Source organism: Gammaproteobacteria bacterium, assembly GCA_041395725.1.
Classification (GTDB): Bacteria; Pseudomonadota; Gammaproteobacteria; order Pseudomonadales; family Pseudohongiellaceae; genus NORP240.
The window spans coordinates 1,497,086-1,521,433 of the sequence record JAWKZW010000001.1; the positions used below are offsets into that span (position 1 = coordinate 1,497,086).

28 protein-coding genes are annotated in these 24,348 nt (G+C 49.4%); 6 read left to right on the forward strand and 22 right to left on the reverse strand.

Annotated elements, in window-relative coordinates; all coding sequences use genetic code 11:
* Positions 1-37: 37 nt before the first annotated feature.
* Complete coding sequence (locus R3F50_06570) at positions 38-1,189, forward strand: GNAT family N-acetyltransferase (GenBank protein ID MEZ5489968.1); 1,152 nt, start codon at positions 38-40, stop codon at positions 1,187-1,189.
* 73 nt (positions 1,190-1,262) lie between these two features.
* On the opposite strand, the gene R3F50_06575 is transcribed toward R3F50_06570, so the two are convergent.
* Together R3F50_06575 and yaaA are read right to left on the reverse strand one after the other, a co-directional pair.
* Positions 1,263-1,859, reverse strand: a complete 597-nt coding sequence (locus tag R3F50_06575) for a DUF938 domain-containing protein (GenBank protein ID MEZ5489969.1) — start codon at positions 1,857-1,859, stop codon at positions 1,263-1,265.
* Between the two features lie 8 nt (positions 1,860-1,867).
* Positions 1,868-2,644: a peroxide stress protein YaaA gene (gene yaaA, locus R3F50_06580; protein ID MEZ5489970.1), complete on the reverse strand. Its 777-nt coding sequence runs from the start codon at positions 2,642-2,644 to the stop codon at positions 1,868-1,870.
* A gap of 257 nt (positions 2,645-2,901) precedes the next feature.
* Between yaaA and R3F50_06585 the strand changes: the two genes are divergently transcribed.
* A complete protein-coding gene (locus R3F50_06585; GenBank protein MEZ5489971.1) occupies positions 2,902-3,258 on the forward strand; it encodes a hypothetical protein in 357 nt (118 codons plus the stop codon).
* 83 nt (positions 3,259-3,341) lie between these two features.
* Here the strand turns inward: R3F50_06585 and R3F50_06590 are convergent, their stop codons facing one another.
* The 4 genes from R3F50_06590 to R3F50_06605 all read right to left on the reverse strand — a co-directional run bounded on the left by R3F50_06590 (position 3,342) and on the right by R3F50_06605 (position 6,426).
* Positions 3,342-3,644 carry a DUF1330 domain-containing protein gene (locus R3F50_06590; GenBank protein ID MEZ5489972.1) on the reverse strand — a complete coding sequence of 101 codons (303 nt, stop codon included), beginning with the start codon at positions 3,642-3,644 and terminating at the stop codon, positions 3,342-3,344.
* Positions 3,645-3,655: 11 nt separating this feature from the next.
* Positions 3,656-4,855 carry a parallel beta-helix domain-containing protein gene (locus R3F50_06595; GenBank protein ID MEZ5489973.1) on the reverse strand — a complete coding sequence of 400 codons (1,200 nt, stop codon included), beginning with the start codon at positions 4,853-4,855 and terminating at the stop codon, positions 3,656-3,658.
* 367 nt (positions 4,856-5,222) lie between these two features.
* On the reverse strand, positions 5,223-5,828 hold the full coding sequence (locus R3F50_06600; protein MEZ5489974.1) for a glutathione S-transferase family protein: 606 nt from the start codon (positions 5,826-5,828) through the stop codon (positions 5,223-5,225).
* A 100-nt stretch (positions 5,829-5,928) separates the two neighbouring features.
* Positions 5,929-6,426: a TspO/MBR family protein gene (locus R3F50_06605; protein MEZ5489975.1), complete on the reverse strand. Its 498-nt coding sequence runs from the start codon at positions 6,424-6,426 to the stop codon at positions 5,929-5,931.
* A 445-nt stretch (positions 6,427-6,871) separates the two neighbouring features.
* Between R3F50_06605 and R3F50_06610 the strand changes: the two genes are divergently transcribed.
* The gene (locus tag R3F50_06610; protein ID MEZ5489976.1) at positions 6,872-9,298 is read left to right on the forward strand and encodes a penicillin acylase family protein; all 2,427 of its coding nucleotides are present in this window, start codon (positions 6,872-6,874) and stop codon (positions 9,296-9,298) included.
* A gap of 115 nt (positions 9,299-9,413) precedes the next feature.
* On the opposite strand, the gene R3F50_06615 is transcribed toward R3F50_06610, so the two are convergent.
* Positions 9,414-9,758 (reverse strand): LEA type 2 family protein, encoded by a 345-nt coding sequence (locus R3F50_06615; GenBank protein ID MEZ5489977.1) that lies wholly within the window; start codon positions 9,756-9,758, stop codon positions 9,414-9,416.
* Between the two features lie 401 nt (positions 9,759-10,159).
* On the opposite strand from R3F50_06615, the gene R3F50_06620 reads away from it, so the two are divergent.
* Entirely contained in the window at positions 10,160-10,669 is a 510-nt protein-coding gene (locus R3F50_06620) for a tetratricopeptide repeat protein (protein ID MEZ5489978.1), read from the forward strand.
* A gap of 49 nt (positions 10,670-10,718) precedes the next feature.
* Here R3F50_06620 and R3F50_06625 read toward each other — a convergent pair whose 3' ends face one another.
* The 7 genes from R3F50_06625 to R3F50_06655 all read right to left on the reverse strand — a co-directional run bounded on the left by R3F50_06625 (position 10,719) and on the right by R3F50_06655 (position 15,495).
* Positions 10,719-11,375 carry a class I SAM-dependent methyltransferase gene (locus tag R3F50_06625; protein MEZ5489979.1) on the reverse strand — a complete coding sequence of 219 codons (657 nt, stop codon included), beginning with the start codon at positions 11,373-11,375 and terminating at the stop codon, positions 10,719-10,721.
* 97 nt (positions 11,376-11,472) lie between these two features.
* Positions 11,473-11,871, reverse strand: coding sequence for an ACT domain-containing protein (locus R3F50_06630; GenBank protein MEZ5489980.1), 399 nt, complete (start codon positions 11,869-11,871; stop codon positions 11,473-11,475).
* A 388-nt stretch (positions 11,872-12,259) separates the two neighbouring features.
* On the reverse strand, positions 12,260-13,129 hold the full coding sequence (locus R3F50_06635) for a LysE family translocator (GenBank protein ID MEZ5489981.1): 870 nt from the start codon (positions 13,127-13,129) through the stop codon (positions 12,260-12,262).
* A 250-nt stretch (positions 13,130-13,379) separates the two neighbouring features.
* A complete protein-coding gene (locus R3F50_06640) occupies positions 13,380-13,640 on the reverse strand; it encodes a helix-turn-helix transcriptional regulator (GenBank protein MEZ5489982.1) in 261 nt (86 codons plus the stop codon).
* A 1-nt stretch (position 13,641) separates the two neighbouring features.
* Positions 13,642-13,923 (reverse strand): type II toxin-antitoxin system mRNA interferase toxin, RelE/StbE family, encoded by a 282-nt coding sequence (locus R3F50_06645; GenBank protein MEZ5489983.1) that lies wholly within the window; start codon positions 13,921-13,923, stop codon positions 13,642-13,644.
* Positions 13,924-15,100: 1,177 nt separating this feature from the next.
* On the reverse strand, positions 15,101-15,286 hold the full coding sequence (locus R3F50_06650) for a type II toxin-antitoxin system HicA family toxin (protein ID MEZ5489984.1): 186 nt from the start codon (positions 15,284-15,286) through the stop codon (positions 15,101-15,103).
* Positions 15,283-15,495 carry a type II toxin-antitoxin system HicB family antitoxin gene (locus tag R3F50_06655; protein ID MEZ5489985.1) on the reverse strand — a complete coding sequence of 71 codons (213 nt, stop codon included), beginning with the start codon at positions 15,493-15,495 and terminating at the stop codon, positions 15,283-15,285. The genes R3F50_06650 and R3F50_06655 overlap by 4 nt, the downstream gene beginning before the upstream one ends.
* Positions 15,496-15,628: 133 nt before the next feature.
* Here R3F50_06655 and R3F50_06660 point away from each other — a divergent pair, with 133 nt between their 5' ends.
* Positions 15,629-16,648, forward strand: a complete 1,020-nt coding sequence (locus tag R3F50_06660; GenBank protein ID MEZ5489986.1) for an IS110 family transposase — start codon at positions 15,629-15,631, stop codon at positions 16,646-16,648.
* Between the two features lie 414 nt (positions 16,649-17,062).
* Here the strand turns inward: R3F50_06660 and R3F50_06665 are convergent, their stop codons facing one another.
* From R3F50_06665 to R3F50_06700, 8 genes are all read right to left on the reverse strand, one after another.
* On the reverse strand, positions 17,063-17,788 hold the full coding sequence (locus R3F50_06665) for a hypothetical protein (protein MEZ5489987.1): 726 nt from the start codon (positions 17,786-17,788) through the stop codon (positions 17,063-17,065).
* Positions 17,789-17,940: 152 nt separating this feature from the next.
* On the reverse strand, positions 17,941-18,402 hold the full coding sequence (locus R3F50_06670) for a hypothetical protein (protein MEZ5489988.1): 462 nt from the start codon (positions 18,400-18,402) through the stop codon (positions 17,941-17,943).
* Between the two features lie 142 nt (positions 18,403-18,544).
* A complete protein-coding gene (locus R3F50_06675; protein ID MEZ5489989.1) occupies positions 18,545-19,498 on the reverse strand; it encodes an alpha/beta hydrolase-fold protein in 954 nt (317 codons plus the stop codon).
* Positions 19,499-19,582: 84 nt separating this feature from the next.
* Positions 19,583-20,095, reverse strand: a complete 513-nt coding sequence (locus R3F50_06680; GenBank protein MEZ5489990.1) for a hypothetical protein — start codon at positions 20,093-20,095, stop codon at positions 19,583-19,585.
* 92 nt (positions 20,096-20,187) lie between these two features.
* Positions 20,188-20,499 (reverse strand): HigA family addiction module antitoxin, encoded by a 312-nt coding sequence (locus tag R3F50_06685; protein MEZ5489991.1) that lies wholly within the window; start codon positions 20,497-20,499, stop codon positions 20,188-20,190.
* 13 nt (positions 20,500-20,512) lie between these two features.
* Entirely contained in the window at positions 20,513-20,794 is a 282-nt protein-coding gene (locus R3F50_06690; protein MEZ5489992.1) for a type II toxin-antitoxin system RelE/ParE family toxin, read from the reverse strand.
* A gap of 210 nt (positions 20,795-21,004) precedes the next feature.
* Positions 21,005-22,603 (reverse strand): IS1182 family transposase, encoded by a 1,599-nt coding sequence (locus tag R3F50_06695; GenBank protein MEZ5489993.1) that lies wholly within the window; start codon positions 22,601-22,603, stop codon positions 21,005-21,007.
* A 149-nt stretch (positions 22,604-22,752) separates the two neighbouring features.
* The gene (locus tag R3F50_06700) at positions 22,753-23,334 is read right to left on the reverse strand and encodes a hypothetical protein (protein MEZ5489994.1); all 582 of its coding nucleotides are present in this window, start codon (positions 23,332-23,334) and stop codon (positions 22,753-22,755) included.
* A 700-nt stretch (positions 23,335-24,034) separates the two neighbouring features.
* On the opposite strand from R3F50_06700, the gene R3F50_06705 reads away from it, so the two are divergent.
* The gene (locus tag R3F50_06705) at positions 24,035-24,346 is read left to right on the forward strand and encodes a tyrosine-type recombinase/integrase (protein ID MEZ5489995.1); all 312 of its coding nucleotides are present in this window, start codon (positions 24,035-24,037) and stop codon (positions 24,344-24,346) included.
* The last annotated feature ends 2 nt before the right edge of the window (positions 24,347-24,348 follow it).

Sequence of the window (24,348 nt, forward strand, 5' to 3'; positions counted from 1 at the left end):
TGGACTTTGAATACAGGCGTAGGTTTTGTCCGCAGCGGTGAAAACAGAAGATTTTCAATTCAGGTTCCTGAGCAGTCTCGTTGAGATCAGCAGTGAAGACTGGAACCGACTGGCCGGCAAGGCCAGTCCTTTTCTTAGATATGAATTTATCTGGGCGCTGGAGAATACCGGTTGTACCACCGAGGCAACAGGGTGGCAGCCCTGGCATCTGGCTGTCTGGGATAAGCAGCAGAGCCTGGCCGCCCTGGTGCTGCTATACCGGAAAAGCAATTCTTACGGGGAATACGTGTTTGACTGGTCCTGGGCTGATGCTTACCGAACTCATAGTATCCCTTACTATCCGAAGTTGCTGACCGCGATTCCGTTCACTCCCAGTGTTGGGCCACGCTTTCTGGTACGGGAGGATCTCTCTAAAAAGCAGCTGATCCCGCTGCTGGCCGATGTTATTCGACACCATGCCGAAGAGACGAACCTCTCCTCATGGCATGTTCTGTTCCCTACCGAGTCAGAAAGCGAGACTCTGGCTGAAAATGGCATGCTGACCAGAGAAGGCACCCAGTTTCATTGGTTCAACCGGGGGTACTCCTGCTTCGGTGATTTCCTTAACGCACTCAGTTCCCGAAAGCGGAAAAATATCCGCAAAGAGCGGCAGTCCGTCAGTGATCAGGGAATTTCTTTCTCCATCGTCGGTGGAGCAGATATAACCCCGATACAATGGAAACATTTCTTCGTTTTTTACCAGAGCACCTACATGGTTCGTGGCATGCAGGGATACCTCAGTGAAGAATTCTTTGTGCAAATCGGTAAAACCATGCCTGAGAATCTTTTCCTGGTGCAGGCGACTCTGGGTGAACAGGTTATTGCCGGAGCACTCTTTTTTCGCGACGATCGTCGAGTTTTCGGTCGTTACTGGGGTTCGCTGGAAGAGTACCAGTTTCTGCATTTTGAAACCTGTTTCTACCAGGGAATTGACTATTGCATACGACACGGACTCGAACAGTTTGATGCCGGCGCCCAGGGAGAACACAAGATACAAAGAGGGTTCGAACCTATCAGAACGGTATCGAACCATTGGATACGACATGCAGACTTTGCAAATGCCATAGAAGAATTTCTTGAACAGGAGCAGAGCTACGTGCAGCGCTATCGACAGGAAGCCAGTAAACTATTGCCATTTAAGAAATCCTGAAGAGGATTCTTCCGTGCAAGTACCGATGCCGCGCAATAATGCAGTGCGGCAAGTAATCAAGAGTGTCCGGGAGCTATTGCTTGCGCCACACGAGCATCTGATTATTGGCCGGCATGGCATTATCTTCCAGCAGCTCAAGTCCGCCGGTTATCGCATAGCCATTAACAACTTCAAAATCTCTGATCCCACTGACCGGGTCCCGGGCTTTAAGCCAGGAATCAAAACTGGCATTACTGTCGCTGGTATATTCCCCTTGATATTTGAACGGTCCATAAACCAGTAGTAACCCGCCAGGTTCAAGATGGCGGGCCACACCCTCAAAAAACAGCCTTACGGCAGGCGCGCCCATGATATGCAGCGTGTTAGCTGAAAAAATATTGCCTACCTTCTTGCTGGGCCATTCGCCGCGGGTAACGTCAAGCGCCAGAACCTCGGGCAGGTTTGGCAGGGTAGCCAGCTTGAGGCGACTGTCAAGCAGAGGGATATTTTCTGCCAGTTCTGTCGCCTGCCACGTCAGGTGAGGCAAGTGGCTGGCGAAATACTCGGCATGTTGACCGGTTCCACTGCCAATCTCTAATACGCTGGACGGTTGCTGCAGATGCCTGTGCAGAATATCTAGAATAAACGTTTTGTTATTCTCGCAGGCCTGGCTGAAGGGCAGGGATGTCACGATCTTTATCAGGCTGCCCGCTTGCGCAGAAAAACCAGTTTTGTCTCTGTCGAGTCATCAGCACTGAAGCGATAACCGGCGGAGTCAAATTCTTTCAGTTTCTCCACCGTGGTTATCCGGTTTCTGATAACAAACGCTGCCATCATACCTCGCGCCTGCTTGGCATAAAAACTCAGAAAGCGGTATTTGCCGTTGGAAAAATCCTTGAACACAGGTGTTATTACCGTGCCATCCAGTGCCTTGACGTCAATGGCGTTGAAGTACTCGTTAGACGCCAGGTTGAGCAGGATCTTTCCTTTCTCAGTGGCCAGATCCTCATTCAGGTTGCTGGTAAGTTTCCGGCCCCAGAAACCATAAAGGTCCTGACCTTTGCTGGTGGCCAGCCGGGTTCCCATTTCGAGGCGGTAGGGTTGCATAAGATCGAGGGGCCGTAGCACACCGTAAAGCCCGGATAGAATACGCAGGTGTTTCTGTGCATAATTCAAATCGGCACTGGTAAAGCTCTTAGCCTCCAGACCCTGGTATACGTCACCGATGAAGGTGAAGATAGCAGGCCGGGCGTTATCCTTGTCAAAGGGGGTTTGCCAGTTGGCAAAACGCGCATAGTTCAGTGTCCCAAGCTTGGAGCTCATGTGCATCAGTTCTGAAAGCTCCTCCGGATTGAGCTTTTTCAGGTCTTTCACCAGCTTCCGTGCTTCGCTGAGAAACTCCGGCTGGGAAAATTTCCGGGTGGCTACGGGGGATTCAAGGTCCAGGGATTTGGCGGGCGATAATACAACTAACATGGTCGATAGTATCCGGCTTGCAGTTTTTCAGATGGGTAGGTAGCGCCGACCCGGTCTTTTCGGGCATAAGCGGGCAGCCTGTTACCACCACTGATACGAGGGCTATGATAACAAAACATGAACTCGTAATCCCTGACTTATACGCCCCCGACTCACAGTTGGATGCCTGGTTTGTTAACAGGTATGCTGGGCCGAAACAGTCCCGATACCAGATACCTGATTCGGCGACTTGCCCGGCCTAACAGGGACTTGCTGACATGCAGGAAAAGCTCCATGAACTGGCGGTAAGATTAACGTGGTTGCAGCCATTGGCCGCGATCGTCGGTGTATCCGCTTTTTTCGTGGCCGGTTACGTCGCTCTGGATCCCGGCATGGAGCTGGAGCGGAAGCTGGTTCCGACATTCCTCCTCTCCTGCTGGTGCTTGCTGGTTTTTACGCTGGTAAGTCTGTTTCGTGCCATACCCCCAGCAATCGATAACAACCAGGGGTTCTTTCTTCGCCAGAAAATTCGCTTACAGCACTTTTTACGCAATATTTTAGCCTTGTTATTTCTTATCCTTACGGTGGCGTTGTTGGTTCTCAGTTACCGGCTGCTGGTTGTCGGGGTAGGCTGACTTTCTCCTGGTGCTCCGACAACAGGCAGACTAGTGAACCGCCAGGGGGTATTACGCTGCCACGGAGATTAAGCCCGCCCGAATTACTGGCGGCCGGGCAGGTTACTTTCCACAACGATTAAATTGGTAGTAGCGCATTGCTGGCGGATCTTCGCTATCTGTTGATACCCTGGATCTTCCAGAAAGGCCTCGGCATTCTTCCGGGATGGAAATTCCAACACAATAAGCCGCTGTGGCTTCCAGTCACCTTCACGGCAGTCTACCTCGCCACCCCTTACCCGGTACTGACCCCCGTGCTTTTCAATGAAAGCCGGTGCCAGCCGGACATATTCCTGATATCTGTCTGGATCTGTTACGGTGATGTCGGCAATAACATAAGCAGTCATAGTGATTTCCCCTATGGATTTTCCAGTGAAATTGCGGACAACCTGGGCAGGTTGCAACGGTGAGCTGTTATTTCGAAGAGCGGGTCGCCGCCGCCATTGAGATTGACAAAGCTTTCTTCTCCATTGTTTTCGAGGCAGATAAGATCCTGATTTTCGGTACCCGGTTTGAGAATTCCTCCCCATGCAATGTTCGGAATCGGTTGGCCGGTACTGTTATTGAGTTTTACCAGTAAAGGGTGTCTTGGCTTGGTCCCGCCCCCGGAAAACCGGTTGCCATGGATATAGATTTTTTCCGGATAGGGGTCGTAGTTGGGATCTTCAACGGTTCTTCCCCCGAGCACATAACTGTAAATCATGATATTGACGTTGCCGTTATCACTGAACTCATTATCAAAGACTTCGATGTTGTCGTTAGCCAGTATCAGTAGTCCTGTTCCAGGGGGGACGTTGGCGACGATATTCCCCGCTGGCGCAAAATTTTCCGTATTGTTCCCTACTATCTGGTTGTTGAAGACCCGTGTTGCCTGGCCTCCCTGAACCGGTAGATCAGGTAAATCGAAAACCAGAATGCCACCAGTGTTATTGGTGGCGACATTGTCGTAGACATCGGCATAGGTGGAATTTTCGATTTCTATTCCCGCCACGTTGTATTCTGCCCTGCTGTTGCGAACGATAATCTGGCTGGATTGCCCGACATAAATGCCAGCATCGGAGGCGCCAATTGCAACCGACTCCTCAATCAGGACATTGGTGGACTGGACCGGATAGATACCATAAGCACCATTGGTGGACAGAGGTCCGCCAGTCCATTCAGTTCGGACTCTGCGTATAGTTACGTTGGTACTTTGATTGACCTTCAGGGCATCGCCGATGGTGTCTTCAATAGCCAGGTCTTCAATAGCGAAATTATTCGCGCTTACCAACAGGCCCTCGGCTCCCTGTTGCTGGTTTTTGAACGAAAGTATGGAATCGTTCATACCTGCCCCGCGAAGGGTTATGTCGTTAACAGTGAGAGACAGGCTGCGGGTGAATTCGTGTACACCGGCAGGGATCTCAATAATATCTCCAGGGGTGGCGTTGATGAGCCGCGTTTGCAGTTCTTCTTCAAAGGTAATTGTGGGGGCCGGGGGTTCAGATTCTCCGCAGGCAGTCAGCACCGCCAGCAGGATCGAACAGAAATATCCTGGCTGAAAGAATTTTGAGGAATTCATCGGTAATCTCCAGTGTTCTAGTGGTTCTTGGAAGGAGGGTCTTTTCACTACTCCAGTGTCCCGGACTCCGGTTTCCCTCAGGAATTGACTGTGGAAATCAGTGGCGGCCGGACAAGGACGGTGAGAGTCAACCATACTATTATTGTTATCGCTGCGTTTCAGCAAGACAGGTCAACCGACTGTTGGAAAAGCTATTGTGCTTTAGCGCCAGTTCAGCCTTGTCCTGGCTGCGCCTACAACGGTTTTCAACAGCCTGTTAGTTTCTGCCAGTCTACCTGACAACCATATTGCAGAAGAATAACCCGACAGCCACATGCGACGCATTAACTTACTGGTATTCTTACCCGACAGCGGTGTGTTGCAAAAGCTACTGGCCAGGCATCGCAACATAGCCTGGCAGGTTACTGAACCGGTCTAACCACCCCTTGATGGCGGGATAATCGGATAGGTCAAATCCGCCCTCGTGGGCAACGTGTGTGTAGGCGTAGAGGCTGATATCGGCAATACTGGGCCTGTCACCAACAAGGTAAGCCGAGTCTTTAAGTTGTCTCTCCATGACCGCGAGCGCCTTATGTCCTCCCTGCTGCTTGCTTCGATACTCATCCAGTCTCGCGTCGGGCAGACCGAGGTATCTGTTCAGGTAGCGGGCTACGGCAATGTAGGGCTCATGACTGTATTGCTCAAAAAACTGCCACTGCAGTATTCTGGCCCGGAGCAGGCCTGTATCCGGTAGCCAGTCGCTGCCCTCCGCCAGGAAGTTCAGAATGGCATTCGACTCGGAGAGAAACTCGCCCTCACTGATCTGCAGGACTGGAACTTTGCCGTTACTGTTAATCGCCAGAAAGGTATCGACCTGGGTTTCACCGGCGAGTATATCCAGGTGTTGCCAGGAATAGGGAAGTGAAAGAAACTCCAGAATCAGCTTTATCTTGTAGCAGTTACCCGAAAGTAAATCGCCGTATACACGATACATGATTTCTGCCTCCTGTTAGAAGCCTGCCAGCTTTAGTAACAGACCAGGCATTCTATATATTCAGATTGAGGATAACTCAAACACCATGGGGTTCTGACTCTCAGCCTAACAGTGCCGGGTTCATATGCCAGGCACTCCACGCCAGCGCTGTGGCGAACGTCACCCAGGCCAAATAAGGTATCAGAAAAAGTGACGCCAGCACATTATGAGTTCGAAACGACACCAGGGTAGCAAGTAGCACGAACCACAGGATGACAATTTCTACAAAAGCCCATGCGCCAAGATGCCAGGCAAAGAATAACCAAGGCCAGAGAGAATTGATGCCGAGCTGCAGCAGGTAAAGGCTCAAGGCCAGGCGCGTTTTGTGAAACCCTCCTTCCCGCCAGACCAGCCAGGAGGCGATACCCATCATAAGATAAAGGGCAGACCATACAGGACCGAAGAGCCAGGCGGGAGGTGCCCACCCCGGCAGATTCAATTGCCCATAGAAATCCGGTGCGCTGGCTGACCCCAGGCCACCAAGGCCGGCGGCAAAAAAGGCAAGCAGTAACCAGCCAAGCAGCGCACCGGTATTCTTTTTGATGGAAGTTTGAGTCATAGCAGCATCGGCAAGTAATCAGGCGCCACCCGCCAGCCCGTCTGGCCAACGATTTAGCGCGTTAACGGATTTATTGTTTATACTACGGAGACTTGCATAAAAGCCAATGTCTGCCCAGTGGCGGTTAAATACAGGGCATTGGGATATCTGCACAGAGGTTGTTTGCGGGTAAAGATGCAGAATTCAATTACCACTGACGACTATGGTAATTCTCAGCATTTTGGTTTCGTCGCTCGTAGGGTTGTTGCGAAGTTAAACCAGGCAGGCGCTGAAACTAATTGTCAGGGAGCCAGATTAGCAGCCTGTTAGACAAAGTACGCCAAGGCTTCTATGCTGTAGGCGGTCCTGATAATAGCTGTACGGCACCACCAGGAAAACGGAATCAGCTGAGTAGATTCAGAAATCAGGACAAGAAAACACAAAAAGACAAAAGAGGCATAGTACCATGATTCGCCAAGCCAGCATTCAGACATTCCTTTTAGTCGTTGCCTGCTCAATGTTGAGTAACCAGGCTATTTCCCAGTCAAACCAGATTTTGCAGGTGGAAGGGCTCGATCAGCCGGTGGAAATTCTCAAGGACAGGTGGGGTATCTCCCATATCTACGCGCAAACCGAGCACGATCTGTTCTTTGCTCAGGGCTATAACGCCGCCAGAGACCGATTATTTCAGTTTGAAATCTGGCGCGCCCAGGCTACGGGTACCACGGCTGAAATTCTGGGACCCCGGGCCATAGATAGGGACCACGGTACCCGCCTGTTCAAATTCAGGGGAGATCTGGGCCAGGAGCTGAGCCACTATCACCCCAACGGCGTGGACATAATCAATGCCTTCGTGCATGGGGTGAATGCTTATATTGACCAGGCGATGCTGAACCCCGACGACCTGCCCCTGCCATTCAAGATACTTGGAATTGAACCACAGCACTGGACCGAAGAAGTTGTAATCTCGCGCCACCAGGGACTGTTGGGGAACATCGCTCTTGAATTGAGAACCGGCCGTGCCGTCTGTCTGTTGGGGCCGGAAAAAGTCACCGAACTCAATTACTTCCATCCTCATCAACCAGACTTAAACCTTGATACCGACATCGATTGTGAGTCGCTGCTGGAGAACGACATTCTCTATCTCTATAACGCTTATCGTGACTCCCTGCGTTTTGAGCCACAGGATGTTGTTGCCACGTTCAGAAACAATCAGAGCAGCTTTGAGCAACTGGCATTAACGCTTGACCAGGAGGACCGGGAATTAAACAAGCGTTCCATCGATGACATCGGTAGCAACAACTGGGTGGTTAGCGGTGAGTTGACCCAGGATGGGTGGCCAATGATGATCAACGATCCTCATCGTGTTCAGGCAGTTCCTTCCTTGCGTTACTGGTCGCATCTGGTGGGCCCGGGGTGGAACGTAATCGGTGGTGGTGAGCCGGAAATTCCCGGTATATCCATTGGCCACAATGAACACGGAGCCTGGGGCCTGACGGTGTTCAATACCGATGGTGAGGACCTGTACGTCTATAAAACCAACCCGGATAATCCCGATCAGTATGAATACAGGGGCCGCTGGGAAGACATGCGGATTATCGAGGAAGTCATCAACGTAAAAGGTAGTGCTCCGGTTACGGTTGAACTGCGTTACACCCGGCACGGTCCTGTTACTTTTCAGGATCAGGAAAAGAACCTGGCCTACGCTGTGCGGCCCGCCTGGATGGAACCGGGAGGGGCTCCTTACCTGGCCTCTCTGCGCATGAACCAGGCCACCAACTGGGAGGAGTTTCGCGAGGCGTCCAACTACAGCAATATACCCGGCGAGAACATGATCTGGGCAGACCGCGAGGGGAACATCGGCTGGCAGGCGGTAGGTATAGCGCCCATACGACGCAACTTTTCCGGTATGGTTCCGGTATCCGGCGACGGTCGATTCGAGTGGGATGGTTACCTGCCAATCAAAGCGAAGCCACATGAATACAACCCATCCCGTGGCTTTGTCGAAACCTCCAACAGTAATTACACGCCACCGGATTATCCTTATCTGGACGCTATCGGTTTCACCTGGACTGATCCCTACCGTTGGGCTCGGGGCAGCGAAGTTCTTGGCTCGGGACGAAAGTTCAACATGATGGACATGATTCAGCTACAGCATGACTACCTGTCGATTCCTGCCCGGACCCTGGTGCCTATGCTTAAGGACCTGCAGGCTCAGGAGGCCGCAGTAGAACGAGCCCGTCAGCGCCTGCTGAACTGGAATTACGTGCTGGATAAAAACTCTGTGGAGGCAGGCATTTATGTCGCCTTCGAAAGGCGCCTGCTGGACAATATCGAGTTATTGAAGATACCGGAAACTGCCAGTGAATACGTAACCATCGGTATGAAGCGAATGATCGACTTCCTGCTGGCGCCTGACGGTGATTTCGGTAACGACCCGATTGCCGGCCGGGATGCCTTCCTATTGCAGGCCCTGGAACAGGGGATTGAAGACTTACGGAATAAACTGGGCGCTAACGAGTCCAACTGGGTCTATGGTCAGGCTGACTACAAACATGCCCTGATCAGGCATCCACTTTCCAGCGCTGTCGATGCCCGGACTCGTGAGCGGCTGGACGTGGGTCCTGCACCCAGGGGCGGAAATGGTTTTACCCTTGGTAGTACAGGAGGTGGCGATAATCAGACTTCTGGTGCTTCTTTCAGAATTTTCGTGGACACCAGGGACTGGGACAATACCCTCGGGATGAATACGCCGGGACAGGTGGGAGACCCCGATCATCCTCTTTACGCTAATCTGTTTGAACTCTGGGCTAACGACAAGGTATTTCCTGCATTCTACAGTCGGGAAAAAATCGAAACGGTGTTGTTCGAAACCCTGGAGTTGAGACCCTGATATTTATGCCCGCCCTGGCTTAGCAGGAGGGAACCGGGCAGTGACTGTTTGGTATAACCAGGGTCGCCCTTGCACTGATCCCCTGTAATCAAGGTATTGTGACGGGTGACCCTGTTTACCGTGTAAGTCGGTCCTGCAACCGGGTCAGTTCTATAGATCCGGTATCGGTATGGGTAATCGGAAGGCGAAATCCTGACAGGCCAAGCCGCGTGCGTAGCTGGTAATCAAACCGATCGTTCTGGCGATTCATAAGACGGGTGAATAATTCCACCATACCGGCCAGATTGGTGCTTGCCTCCAGGGTGAGTGGCACTTCGGTATAGGGTTCCAGCCGCGGGACGTTATTAGTTACACCGGTCAGAATCTGGCTGCCTTCCAGTTGCAGCTCCCACGATAATCCATCTACCGGAAAAGAAACAGGTCCGGGGTTTGTAACACGCAGGTCGATAGCGAATCGCATACTCAGGCCCTCTGATTCAAGCAGGCGCAGATTAGTCAGATTAATGATCGGCCGTTGGCTCTCGGTCAGTCCAGCACAACTGGAAAGCATCAACATACAGACTAACAAAAGGGCCTTGGTCTTAATGTCCGGGTTTGGCAATTTTACTTCCCCTCAGCAAAAATTGATCAGAATCCGGGACAATGTAAGAACTGCACCGGGTCGGCAAATCAAGCATAAGGTCTGTGATATAGATCAAGCAACTGAAAAATTATCGAGTGGAATTCAAGAATCTTGTGCCCAATACCTTATTCTCGCTTGAGGCAGTCGGTTTGCGTCACTAAACTGCGCTAATGTGTGGTTCAAGCTCTGATATAGAATTCTTGTTTAATGCCGCTGTCGGCTTTCATAAGGCCGGAAATTTGCAGCGTGCATCAGAATTGTACGAAAGAATCCAGACTATCGAGCCTCGCCACGTCATGTCGCTGAACAACCAGGCTATGATCGCCAAAGCCCTCGGTAGATTGGATTTATCGATCCAGATGCTAAAGGAAGCTTTTCTCAAAGAGCCCGAGAATTTCGAAGTACTGGCCAACCTGGGCCGGGTATCCCTGCAGAGCAACCAGATTGCCCAGGCCGAGCAATACCTGCAAGAAGCTCTGATTATCAGGCCAGGAGACATTAACCTGGGTACTAGCCTTGGGAAGGTATTACTCATGCAGGGTAAGTACGACGAAGCGAAAAAAATGTTGCAGACGTTCCAGGACCATGAGCCGCAAAACTTCGATGTTCTTTTCACGTTGGGGTTGATTGCCGAAAAAAAGAATGACGACGGCCAGGCACATTATTATTTTGTACGGGCCGGTAGAATAAAGCCCGACGATGATCGGGTAGTAGAAAAACTGGGAACCTCACCCCTGGATGTATACTAAGGAACCTCTGATTAAAAAAAGAACATTGTGGCTATTTGTGAGAAATCTCTCAAACCTTCTGCATTTCTGGACGGTGTGCCGCCCGTGCATAAATAAACAGATCAGTTTCTGCCGAGCCGTCATCCCGTGTGAAAGGCTTTTTTTCTGTGTGGACAATGTCAAATCCATTGCTCTCCAGTAGCCCGGTTAAAAACCCCTGTCGATGATAATAGGAATAGACGCGATCGCCACTTGCCCCGGACTGAAATCCCGATCTGGTGTGATCACCCTCCATGGTGCTGAGGTAAAGAAGTCCACCACTGCTCAACATCTGTGCCGAGTTTTCAATCAGCTCGGTAACCTCGTCGGGGGACAGGTATGGAAAGCAGAACCCGAACACAATTACGTCGTAGGTTGCCCCGAGAGAGATAATGTCCCGGCAATCCATGATATTGAATTCAGCGTCGGGTATTCTCTGTGTTGCCAGTTTGATCATAGCCGGAGACAGATCTACGCCGGTGAGTTTCAGCCCCGGGTGTTTCTTCAATAAAAAACTGGCAAAGTTTCCCGGGCCGCAGGCAACATCCAGTACCCGCACATGGTCCTTTCCAATCAATTGAGAGAAGGTTTCGTAGGTTGAAAGATAGGGTTCGTAGCTATCGTACTTTTGCTGGTACTGCGACGCATATTTATCGAAGGTGGCAACGGTTTCTTTGACTTTATCCATGGGTTGGCGGCTACCTTATCAACGAGGGTGCTGTTGGGATAATCGAAACATCAATTTTACTGTGGACACTAATACAGCGGAGTCGAAAAAGTGGAGGTCAATCTGTGCTCAGTTGCTTGAGAGCAATCAAGGCAGCGTCGGCCTGGTGTGCCGGTACCAGAACATGATCATGGTAACAGGCGGCTATCACGTTGGCACTGATTCCTCCGGATGCCAGCTTGCTGGCTACTGCTGCGGTTAACCCGACGGCCTCCAGACTGGAATGAACCCCCAGCGAGATTAATCTGAAAACGCCATCATATTGAATTCCTGCCCGCTCCGCGGCCTCCTTTGAGATTACCAGTGAAAGACCTTCCGGCTCTTTGCATGTGGCCAATGGATCAAATCGTAGCCAGTCTCCAGAATCACCCGGAACGCTGCAAAAAACATAGTCAGTAACACTGAGCGTGGGCGAAAGGGATCGAAGAAGTATATCGATATCGGAAATAGCAGACATACAGGTTTTACCGCTTTCGCGAGGGTCTGTGAATAAACCAAAGTGAGGCCAGGTGGACTATTTTCGTCTCTGTCGCAGTCGATTAGCGGCGTCAGCTTTTCTTATTCGGCGGCGATCAGACCGTTCCGACCATACCATTGCGGCGGCGGCGATGACCACGACAACAATGACTACCGCGATAATATTGGTATCGCCATAACTCTGAAAGAAAGAGACAATAGTCTGCCATAGGTTGCCAAAAAATGAAGATTCGGTTTCGATGACTTGCTCCTTGAAAAGCGGTTTGCTTCTTTTCTCTCCAGTTTATTTGAATGAGGTCAGGTCGGTACTATATCACAGGATAAATACCATCTCTCTAAACCGGAAAAGAGACTTGCCATGTGGTACGTTATTGACTACTGGCCAGAAGCCTGAGCCCCAAAGCTATAAAAATAAAGCCTGCGAGCCGATTCATAAGCCGCTGAGCATTCGCCGATCTGTTCAGTTGCTCCGCTAAAACTCCGCCAGCCCAGCTAACGCTACCGAATACCAATACTGTAGCTATAATAAAGAGACCACCGAAAGCCAGTATCTGAAGAGTCACCGATCCAATAGTGGGATCCGCAAACTGCGGCAGGAAGGCAAGGAAAAATACCGCCACCTTGGGATTGGTGACATTCATAATCACTCCCCGGGCGTAAAGTTTCCACGGGCTGGTTGGATTAAAGTCTTGCCCGACCAACCCCACGGCCCCGGCGCGAAAAGCCTGCCAGGCCAGATACAGCAGATAAAGCGCGCCAAGGATCTTCAACGTGTTGAAAGCCAGCGCAGAGGTTGCAAAAATTGCCGCCACGCCAAGCGCAACGGCACTGGTGTGTACCAGCAGTCCGGTGCATAAGCCCAGAGTAACGAGTAATCCCCGCTTTTTTCCATGAAGAGCAGACTGAGTCAGAACAAAAATATTATCCGGGCCGGGAACCAGCGCCAGGGCTACTGCCGCTGAAAAAAACACCAGCGCCGATTCAGGCGCGATCATAACAAAATCTCGAAAGATTACTGAATTTGGATAGCCCTCACTTCTCTTATCCGATCGGGTCCAGTTATCCCTGCTGGCTTTGATCGTTATGGAGCAGATCCATGTTCGATATCCCAGCCGGCAAATATAAGCACTGCCGGATGGCAGTGCAAGGCCTTGGCGCGGATAGAACAAGTCTTTACATGGCCACGCTCGGAGCCATGTTATGTACCCACCGGGTCCTGTGAATGCGATAGATGACAAACAGGTCAGACCGAGGAAATCAGGGCCTAACAAGGGCGATCAGCAAGATCGTCTAACGAATGAGGCCGATTTCACCAGCGAATATTCCTCTGGGCCCAAGCTGGTAAACAGCTCACTAGAAGGCCGAATGCAGAGCTGCAGTCTATACCTTAAGGTCAAATACAGCTAACGCTTGACACTGGCGGGAGTCGATGTAGCCCATTGTTAATGGGCAAACTGCTCAGCAGATTGTCATTGATTGAGCGTATTGTTATGCAGCAGATTCATGATCGATATCCCAGCCTGGGAATACAAGCACTGCAGGGTGGCAATGCAAGGCCCTCGCCAAGACTTTAGCGCGCTCAACGCCAAGTGGCACTCTGTTATTCTCTATTGCTGAAATAGTTGATTGGGGAATACCAGAAACCTGAGCCAGTTCGTTCTGACTTAATTCCTGTAGTTCTCGTAAGATCTTGACGGATTCTCCGACCGATACATCGATATTCCGTTTGGCTAATCTGTAGTCGTTCATATCACTTTCTCCGGTAGTCATGCGGAGTAACGTTTTCTACTTGGACGAGCACTTTGTCTTTTTCGATCTTATAGATGACGCGGTACTGAATATTCAGTCTTGAAGATCGATAGCCATTCCATTTTCCAGATAGAGACTCATCGTGAAAGCCTTTAACCGATCTAAGACCAATAGGCCCTGATATCGAGACAATATCTTTCCACTTTTCATATCGCTTTGCCACGTCTATTGGTGCTGAAGCGAGGATCTTCGATACTCGTTTATGTTCGTATACCACCCACATATCAAAAATAGTATATATACTAAATATGATATGTCAATATTCTTGCGGAAGCGCCGATCTACGCTGCATAACGCTTTTTATCGGGCGCTGCGCAAGCTCTTATTGAAATGTTATGTGTTGTAGAGAAAGACAACTTTTGTGACCTTGATGTTAGTTTGCCCATGGCGATTACCGTGATTCCTTTGATGAAGCGTCGCGATCTAGGTGCAGATCTATACTTTTAGGAATGCGTTTTCTCCGGTACCAGAGTCTCAGGTTTCTTTGACTCACTCTAAATCCCCTATAAATCCCGAATACCACAAGTACACAACAAAACAAAAGCAGCAAAACAACCAACTGCTGATTCAGACTCAAGCTAACGAACCAGTCTCTTAGAGTAGCGAACGACATTACTACCTGGTCATCCAGCTGTGGACTGTCGCTTAATCCAGAGAACCACTGAATAATAGCGTTAATGTATTCCGTAGTCATTTCTCCAAATAGCCATTTTTCGCATGCACCGTAGAGCACACCTAACGAACAAGGATAAGTCGCGGCTGGCGCGCGACGTATCCTTATTCGTTATGTTCTGTGTGCTCATAACTTTCAACATTATTGTGGTGCACTGGAATTCATTTCCACGATCACGCTATCAACGTAGTTGGCAAAACCTTCTGGATAGATGCTTTTTGAGCCGTTGTAGATTCGCAATCCAATGGGGTTGGTTAAAAGTGAGGCAACGACTTCGGACACTTGATTTGTCGAAAATTAGCCAGCCAATCCCATTTCATGCTGTGCCCAATCGTAATATTCCTGGCTCCATGCGGCTCGAAAATGTTTTATTGCGCGCCCAACTTCTTCATTAGTTAGCTCTTCCCCTGCACCCTGCTTGGCCAATATCGGGATTATGAATTCAGAATCACGAACACTGGTAAAATGCTCAATGTGGGCATTTCGATTAGCTTGAAGCGCCTCAAATTGGAATATTTCAGTATTTTGTTGGATTTCGATCGCAAGGAAAATTATACCTGCGAGTACTCAAAAATTCGCGAGCAATGAAAGCAAATTATTTAGGTTTTCGATTTTCATATCGTTTTTCTCAGAATTGCCGCTGAGTCTGGATTCAGAAACATAACGCCCGTACTAATAGGAATATGGCGTAGCCATTTTTCCTTTTAGAGTTGTTTGTTATGTGTCGTCAAACTTTAGCCACCCCAAGATCAGCGCATATCTTAGCTGCGAGATGGTCGTTAACTTCGCGATGTCTGGGGATAGCAGAGCGTCTATTCTGGGTGGGATTGTGCCACCAAGAATGACGGCCGCCTTCCCGAAGTAGTTCGCAACCATGAGATTCGAGATGTCGAATCAGGTCGCGCCTCTTCATAGCGCTATTTTGAGTTCCTCGAAACCTTCGCCGGCCGCCAAAATGGCGTCGTCTCGATTGATCTCCAAGGCTTCTTTGAGGGTGATAGAGAGCGTTTCGAGAAGGGATTCTTTGGTTAATTCTTGGCAGTTAACGCCCGGAACCTCTTCAACCCAGCCAATCCACCAATCCCCGTCTTGCTTCACTATTGCTGTATATTGATTATCCATTTCTGCATTCTACCTCAATAGACGTGGCACGCACAGACACATAACGAATGAAATGGACTCCCCCTACCTAACGGCATCGCAACGTGCCAAAGTGAATGTGTTACCAATACACTTAATAGTAAGGGGAGCCCAAATGAATATTACAACCATCGGTATAGACTTGGCTAAAAATTCTTTCAGTGTCGTCGGCATGAACGAGCAGGGTAAGGTTGTTCTACGCAAGTCGTTATCGCGAAACAAGCTATTGCCTTTCATCGTTCAGTGCCCACCCTGTTTCATTGGCATGGAGGCCTGCTCAGGCGCACATTACTGGGGCCGCGAGTTCATTAAGCTCGGGCACCGAGTAGGCCTTATTGCGGCCAAGTTTGTTGAACCATACCGCAAGGGCAGTAAGAATGACAATAACGATGCCGAGGCCATTTGTGAAGCAGTATTACGGCCCAATATCTGGTTTGTCCCAATCAAGACGCCGGATCAACAGGCGGTGTTGTGTATACATCGAGTACGCCAGGGCTTGGTACGTGACAGAACTAGCATGATCAACCAACTTCGAGGCCTGCTGAGTGAGTTTGGCATTGTGATGCCCAAAGGCCGTTATCCGGCTCAGCAGGCGATAGTGGGCATATTGGAAGATGCTGAGAATAGCTTGCCGATGACTGCGAGGCGGGTTATTGCCAATCTATGGCAGCGTATCAAACAGGCCAGTGATCAGATTCAAGACTATGATCGAGAACTTGCATTGCTGGTGAAAGAACACCCAATTGCCAGGCTAATAATGACAATCCCTGGCATAGGAGAACAGACGGCTAGCGGCGTAGTGGCCAGCGTACCCAACCCAAAGATGTTCAAGAATAGTCGGCAGTTTGCAGCGTGGTTAGGACTGGTTCCCAGGCAATACACGACAGGGGGTAAGATCAAACTGGGCCGTATTACGAAGAAAGGGGACCAATATTTGCGCACTTGTCTGGTACACGGTGCTAGAGCAGTGGTGGCCAATTTGAGAGATAAACAAGACAGGGTCAGCTGCTGGCTGAGGGACCTGATTGCTCGCCGAGGCTACTTGCGGGCAGTGGTCGCGTTGGCGGCCAGAAATGCGAGGTTAATATGGACCTTGATGATGAAGCAGGAAAGCTATCGAACGATGCCTGTGTGAACGACTAGTAAATTTAACGCACTGTATTGAACACAATTTAACTAGTAAGAATTTACAAGAGATACCCACCGAGTCCTGCGAAGGCGGTAGATGACAAACAGGTCAGACCGATGAAATCAGAGCCTGGTAACAAGGGTGATCAGAAAGATCGTCTAACGAATGAGGCCGATTTCACTAGCGAATATTCATCTGGGCCCGAGTTGACAGAACAACTCATCCGAAGGCCGAATGTAGAGCTGCAGTCTATACCTTAAGGTCTAATACCATCAGCGCTTGACACTTGGGGGAGTCCATGTAGCCCTTGTTAAGGCGTGGATTCGCCGCAGTTGGTTTGCGGATAAGATGGCGAAGCCATCCGCAAACCAAGTGTGGTGAAGACATCCCATTGCACAGCTTGTTATGTTTCGTTTCCAATTAGTTGCTCAATAATTGAATTCGTTTGCGTACGTCATCATGGAGTCTAGAATTGAAATCCAGCTTTCCTTCCAGTCGAATTCTCAAAACGCTAACACGATAAGCATAAGATCCATAGTGCGCGTAGAATTCCGGGTGTCGAGGCATGTTCTCTATGGGTGGAACAATATTGACTTTGAGAGATGCGGTGTCGTTAGAAAATTCATCTGTCGCCAGAAAATGAATATCTCTTCCCAATACTAGGAGAAAGCTATCTCTTGCATCTCGCATGTCGTTTATTAATATGTTTAGACTTGTGTTGTTTGCATCGTAGTAGCGGATTATGGAGCTCAGTAATTCCGGATCAGTAAGAAGATTTAGATTTCCAGAACTGCGTAATCCTTCGTACGTGGTAGAGGCAGGTTGCCAAAGTCGGGTTAACACTGCTTCGCGATAGATATTAGCAACCCATTCATCATCATTCGACTTTGCATTCGAACCGAGGTCAACCATCAGGGACAACGCTGAAACTTGTCGTTCAGCAGACTCTAAAAATGTATTCAGTAGAGATACTTCGTTCTCTAAGTCCAATAAAATTGCACCAAGCGCTGCAAGTTCTTCATCACGATCAATCGACTCACTGCGCCATTCTTCTACTTGAAATGCTATTAGTATACCTAGTATTACGACGCTCAGCTCTGCGAATAACCAGCGAATCGATTTAGACTGCGAAGTAAGAATTGGCATAGCCCCTAATAGCCCTGCAAGATTGCACTATTTATAACTAGAAACATAACGCCGTTTTTAAGGGGCGGGTTCGCCGCGCAGCGCTTTCGGGTAAAGTGGGCGAAGGCCACCCGAAAGCGCTGTGTGGTGAGACCGACCCATTGAAAGCTTTGTTATGTGCCTTCAGCACGTTCTACCCACCCGTTGTGTTCTTCACACCAGTCGTAAAGAACAATGATTTGTTCAAGTTCGTACGTGCCGCGAAATAAGTCACCTTCAAGCTTTCGCGGGCTAAAATTCGCTATGCTTCTAGTTATTGCGTTATCTAAAAGCAGCTCATGAGCGATATAGTTTCGGTGTTTCACGACTCCGTCGAGAAAAGCGATGAAATCTGGCCGAATGCCGACTCTCTCAAGTTCATTTTTGGTCCGTCCCAGGGTCCATCTTTCCATTTCTTCAATCGGAATTTCGTAGTCCCTGGATAAAACGCGTTTGAGCCCGAATTCCAGTAATTGGGCTTTCCCCATGAAGATTGAAAAACGTTCAAGGAAGTTGAGTGTCGCATATTCATCTATTTTTTCAGTCACCATTCTTTGAATGTCTTCACGACTCAATTCAGGTGATTCAGCACACATCGCTATCTCCGATGTTTAAAAGGCACATAACGCCCCTGATCTGGCGCGAAAGTATGTTGGCGTGGCTTTTGCGCTCTTTGCAAAAGGCATGACGACATACTTTTGTCGCTCAGGATCGGTTTGTTAGGAGCCGCCACACTTATCATGGCTCCGGGTATACTCCTGCCTTCTCGAACTGCCCGACATGGAACTCAAGACTGAAAGGTATCCTGCTTCCAAAAAATGATACATCATGCTTCCCGCCCGGCACCGAGACAAACGTGTGTTCTAAGCCCAGTTCTTTCAGCCGCCGCTCGAAATGAAGTGCCATCTGGTAAAAGCCAAACTCATCCTCCGTACCGCTATCAAAGTAGATCGCTAACTCATTGGGCTGAAGAGAATCCAACAGTGAGTAAGGGTCATACTGCCTCCAACCCTCGATATTTAAGCCAAACACGGCTTCCCATTCCTCGAAGCCCGGACGATGCTCGATATTCGTGAGCATCGCGTCCTCGCGGGGCAAGTAAAGCATGGACACACCGCCGGAATGGGCAGCAACAGAAGAGAATAGATCTTTGTGCCTCAAAGCGAGGTGAAACGCAGCAAGCCCTCCAGCAGACTCTCCCGTGATGCTGCGGGCTTGCCTGGTTGAAATAGTACGGTAGGTGCCGTCGATGTAAGGAACTATTTCCTCGACCATATAACTTTCGTAATTTGATGTACGAACGCAAAATTCTTGTCGGGGTTCACGCGCATTGCGGGTAGGAGAGGCTTCATTCATGCACTCATCAAAATTAGCAGGAGTAGCAGAATTTACATAAACCCCTCTATCTCCGTCTGGCATAACAATAATGGCCTGAAGATTCATTTCGTCAGCAACCTTTTGCACCTCGAGGCCAGGTGATGACCAAGTATCTTCATTGACGCCCCAACCGTGCACGAGATAAATCACTGGATATCTTAGATCGCCACTCGAATACCCAGTCGGTAGATATATATTAAAACTCTTTGATACTCCAAGCGCGGAAGATTCGATAATTCCGCTCGAAATAGTTCCTTCAGCGAAAAGCACCGAAGGCACAAAAGCAAGTATGCCGAAGAGTGCTGATGGCTTCATTGCGGCTCCTAACGCCCGTATTAATAGGAAATGGCATCGCCATTTTCCTTTTTGAATTGATTGTTATGTTTCGTTTTCTCGGTACTAATTCACACCTATCTCTTCTGGAATTCTATCAAGAATAAAATTCAACATTGGAGGTGCGTCTTCATACGGCGCAATATCTTCTGCAACTCCGCTTGTTTCAAACCGGGGCCAATTCTCTCTAAATAAGCGCCCTCCGGGCGTATTCAAAAGAGATGCATACTGCCTAACTGCATACCGGAAATCTTCTTCTGCTATTTGATCGTCCAACCACAATTCCCGCAAATTCCTTGCATTGTTCTGAAACATTAATAGGAACATCGAGAACTGAACTACCTCTGCATCGGTTAGGGTATTCGGATTGTACAAACCCTTCGCAAGTGCTCCTGCTGCTCCGCCATTTGACAGCAATATTTCATTGATACTCTGGTAGCCACCCGTTGACGCATTCAGTAGTTGGAGATTAATAGAATCTCTTGCGAAACGAATTTCCAATGCCAAAAAGATAATTCCGATTACTACTCCAATATTTGCAGCCACGGAAAGCCACTCGTTCAGTTTATCAAACTTCATGTCGTTCCTATCTATCAGAGGCCACGGGTCCCAACTAGAAACATAACGCCCGTATTCACGCGCCAGCTTTGCTGGTCGCGTGGAATTGATGGTTATGCAGCATTTAGCGGTCGAATTCGGGCAACTTCAGATTTGAGCGCATGGTTGGCTTCCCACAAATCTAAAGCGCGCTGAGCATTGAGCCAGAACTCAGCAGAGTTACCAAATAGACGGCCAAGACGTATAGCCATCTCCGGGCTTACCGCACGGCGCTCACGCAATAGTTCATTGATTGACTGCCGCGATACACCCAACGCTTCAGCCAGGCCCGAGACACTTAGCTCGTAATCTGGCATAAAATCCTCCCGCAGCATTTCCCCCGGATGAGTGGGCTTTCGTTTCATTCCTGTATTGTTAATCGTCATTTAACACACCTCACTAATGGTAATCGCAGACTTCAACATCGAAAGCATCACCATCTTCAAATCGGAAACAGATTCTCCACTGGTCATTAATCGCTATAGCATGCTGCCTTTCACGATCATCGGTCAGTCTATGCAGTTTATTACCCTGCGGCACCTTCAGGTCATCAAGGCTTGTGGCAAGATTGACGTATTCCAGTTTGCGCGAAGCACGAGCATGGATGTCTGGTGGAAATTTCCTCGACTTTCCTGATTCGTATAGAGACTTGGTGTGCTTGTCTGCGAAAGTCTTAATCATGCCAGCAAATGTAATGCGTCACGTGACAGAAGTCAAATGCTGGCTTTTACTTGGGATGCTGCATAACGAGGCTGTAGAAAAACCGACTGACAAGTCAGGCCTTCCCAAGCTGGTATTATTGTCTCTCTACCTATGACCATTTATCGATTCGTTTGTATTTGACGTTTCCATCTGAATTTACCCAGATCGATCAGATATTCGCTCATCCTCTCACGGTGATGCCGCCAGCTTCCCGTAATTCATCAACTTCTCAATATTGTGAACCATGCAATACAAGCGCCATTGCCCCTGCGCCTTGCGTTTGCCTCGCAGACTGATCCGATTCAAACCCTTGTTGGTTCCGATATTACCAAACACCGGCTCCACCACCGACATCCGGTGCCCATAAATTTCCTTACCTTGCTCACTATCAACCCTGGCCTTCATCCAGTCGGTATACGGGGTGCTGGACTCCCGCTTGCCGGCTTGCTTTAGGACAAAGGACACCTGCCTGCCATGCCCCTTTCGGTGGTCAGCGGATTCCGGGTTGTGCATACAAGCCTTCTTCCTCGGACAGTGTCGGCATTGTAATAAGCGTCCCTCGAAGTAAGCCACTTTGTCACCCTGGGCATTGGTGCGGGTTCCGTTATAGCTGAGCGTCTCTCCCTGGGGGCAGATGCAGACCAGCGCCTTGGCATCAAAGGTAAACTCACTGCCGGGGATAACGGCCTTCTTCTTGTCTCCGCCCCAGGGCTTGCCGGTTACTGCCGGCTTCTTGCCGTACTTGTTTTTGTGATCCGCAAAGCGGGGATCGCGGCTGCGGAACTGGTTGTCCGGGATATAGGCATTGAGGCCGTTATCCTTCAGGTATTTCATGTTGGCTTCATTGGCAAAGCCAGTATCAGCAGTGATTACCGTGCCGGTCTTGCTGAGGTTCCTGTTGATCTTGAGTTTCTTGAGGCGTCCCCGGACTGCCTCGATAACCGGTTGTAGGGTATGGTGTTCCTGGCCTTCCCCAAAAGCCTGGGCGTCCACAATGACCTGATGCTTGCCGTCGACCGTTGCAACCCCGTTATACCCCTGGATCGTGCCCTTGCTGGTGGTCATCTTGGCACTTTCATTGTCGGTGATATTACTCTTCACTTCCTTGCGCCGGCGACCTTGTCCCATCCTTGGGGCCGCCTGCTTTAGGAAGCGGTCGATGCGGTCGCAGGCCTTATCGAGCGTTTCCAGGGTCTGTTTCGAACGCTCAACCCGGGCCTGGTTGTCCGGATCCTGCTTGTCCAGGCGCCGGTGCTCGGTTAACTGATGGCGGATGCGACGCCGGATCTTGTCACGCTTCTCCTCAAGTTCCTTGAATGTGCCGGACCACTCCTTGGCGGCATTGGAGGGCATCTTGCAGCCGTCGATGGCAAACAGTTCATTGCCCAGCAGCCCCTGTTGGTGGCAGACCAGCAGAATCTGTTCGAACAGGGCTTCGATCTCATCGGTATGGGTACTGACAAAATGCGCGATGGTGGTGAAGTGGGGCACGCTGTCGCAGGACAGAGCCTTGAACAGGATGTTGGTCTCGCAGCACCACTGTATCTCGCGGCTGGAAGTAATGCCCTTGGAGTAGGCGAAGAGGATGATCTTCAGCAGAATCGCCGGGTCGTAGGCCGGGCGGCCATTGTCATCATTGCGGTAGTTGGGATGAAAAACGGACAGGTCCAGCTTGTTATCGATCAGGTGGTGGATGGTGTGCTCGAAAGTACCGGGCTGGAGCTGGTCTTCGTAGTTGATGACAACCATAGAAGACTGGTTGTAATCGTAATGTTTGAAGTTAGGCAACAGAAAAGCCTCTTTGTCTGTGAGGGCTACATTATATATCAGAACGAACGGTATAGGGGTTTTTCTACAGCCTCAACGCCCTTGTTAAGGGGCGTGGCGCGCAGTGCCACGTCCCGTTTTGAATTTATTGTTAGAGCGCACGAGCACTCCTAAGGCAGTATATACTTCCAACTATCATCAAGTTCAATAACGTAGCTATATCCACCAACTATATAAGGTGTATTACCATTCGAGGGTTGATATATTTCACACTGAATTATGCCGATTACGAGGTCTGGGAAATAGCTTGATAGCCTGCTTCTAATAGTGTCGGCATATTTGTATGACTCAAATGCCACTGAAAACACTAGAAAATTGTCCCCGCCTTGATCTGTGAAATTAGTGAAAAAAGGCGTTCCGTTTGACGCTAGCTCACTCACCTGGGCGTAGTATCTTGAATCTTCAAAATCTAGAATATGGTTCTGTAGTAAATCAGCCCTTCTACTCTTTGTGAGTTCGTACATTTCTTGGAACAAATTTAATACACCTGCTGGGATGGGCGACATCAAACTTTCATCATGCTCGCTCAGTGCGTATTGAAAGGCCTCAAAACAAGTATCACCTTCCCTCGGAGGTTGAGAAATATCTAAAAGGTGAAAAATTTGAGAAAAGCTACGCGTATCTTCATTGGGAGAAGCTGCCACTATTATCGAACTATATACAAACAGCGAAATGGCAAGCAGAAGCTTCAAAGACTGCCCCAGAAATAGGTATTTGTTTGAAGGCCGCACTATATACATTTGCGCTCTAACATCTGTATATATGGCCCGCTCGGTATTTATCTCGAGGTGTTGTGAAGTGTACCTGCTAGTTGGTTCCTGACAAACAATAAGTTTATATGATCAGTTAAGGGATAGATGAAATAGCGCTGGTCTCACGAATCGTAGATAAGGTGCCCCCCGGTACATCAATATGCAGGTTTCCCCGTATCCGCGTGGTTCGCCTTTCCACCTTTCTGATTTGTATCGACATTTCACGTTTTAACTGATGGATAGTGTGCTCAATTCTCCTTTTTCAGTCTTAATACGTAATCCTACACGATATTTACTAGCTTGTAGGGTAAGTTCGATCAGGAATCAGAGTGCGTGCATCAATGCCTGTCGGTTCATAGAGGACAGACGTTCCAATATGAGTATGTGCGGCTCCAGTATGTCCACGTAGAAGACCTACATGGCGATGGAGTTCTGGCATAGCGTGAATCCGAAAAGACCGCTCTGATGGAAATGGGCTTACAGTTGGCGAGCGATCGAGTCTCCGAGTGCAAGACATTTATTCGGATTGTTTTGCACTCACGGGGCATTGCGGCAATGGGCGAATAGACCTTCAGACCCTGTTGAGTCCGGGGAGGGCTTTCTTCATTCGTTACACACGACAGTATGTCAGTAAGATGCCATATCGCGGGCTGGTGTCGATGACAAGCGGGTTACCTGTCATACATTCAGGCATCCTTTCTCTACCCGTTTGCTCGCTAACATCACCGATATCCGCACGGTCGAGGACATTCTTGGGCACAGTGAGTTGAAAACCACACAGATCTATACCCATGTCCGAAATACCAGCAGTGGTCCTACTTCTTTTACAGGCACCTGCGAGGCTTGCCCGTCCCGAATTCTGCAGGTACATTGCACCATTCGGTGGAATTACAGTGGCTGTGATCATATCGATGTGGCTTCGCTACTGGTGGGTATGGAGAGATCTTGTTAAGA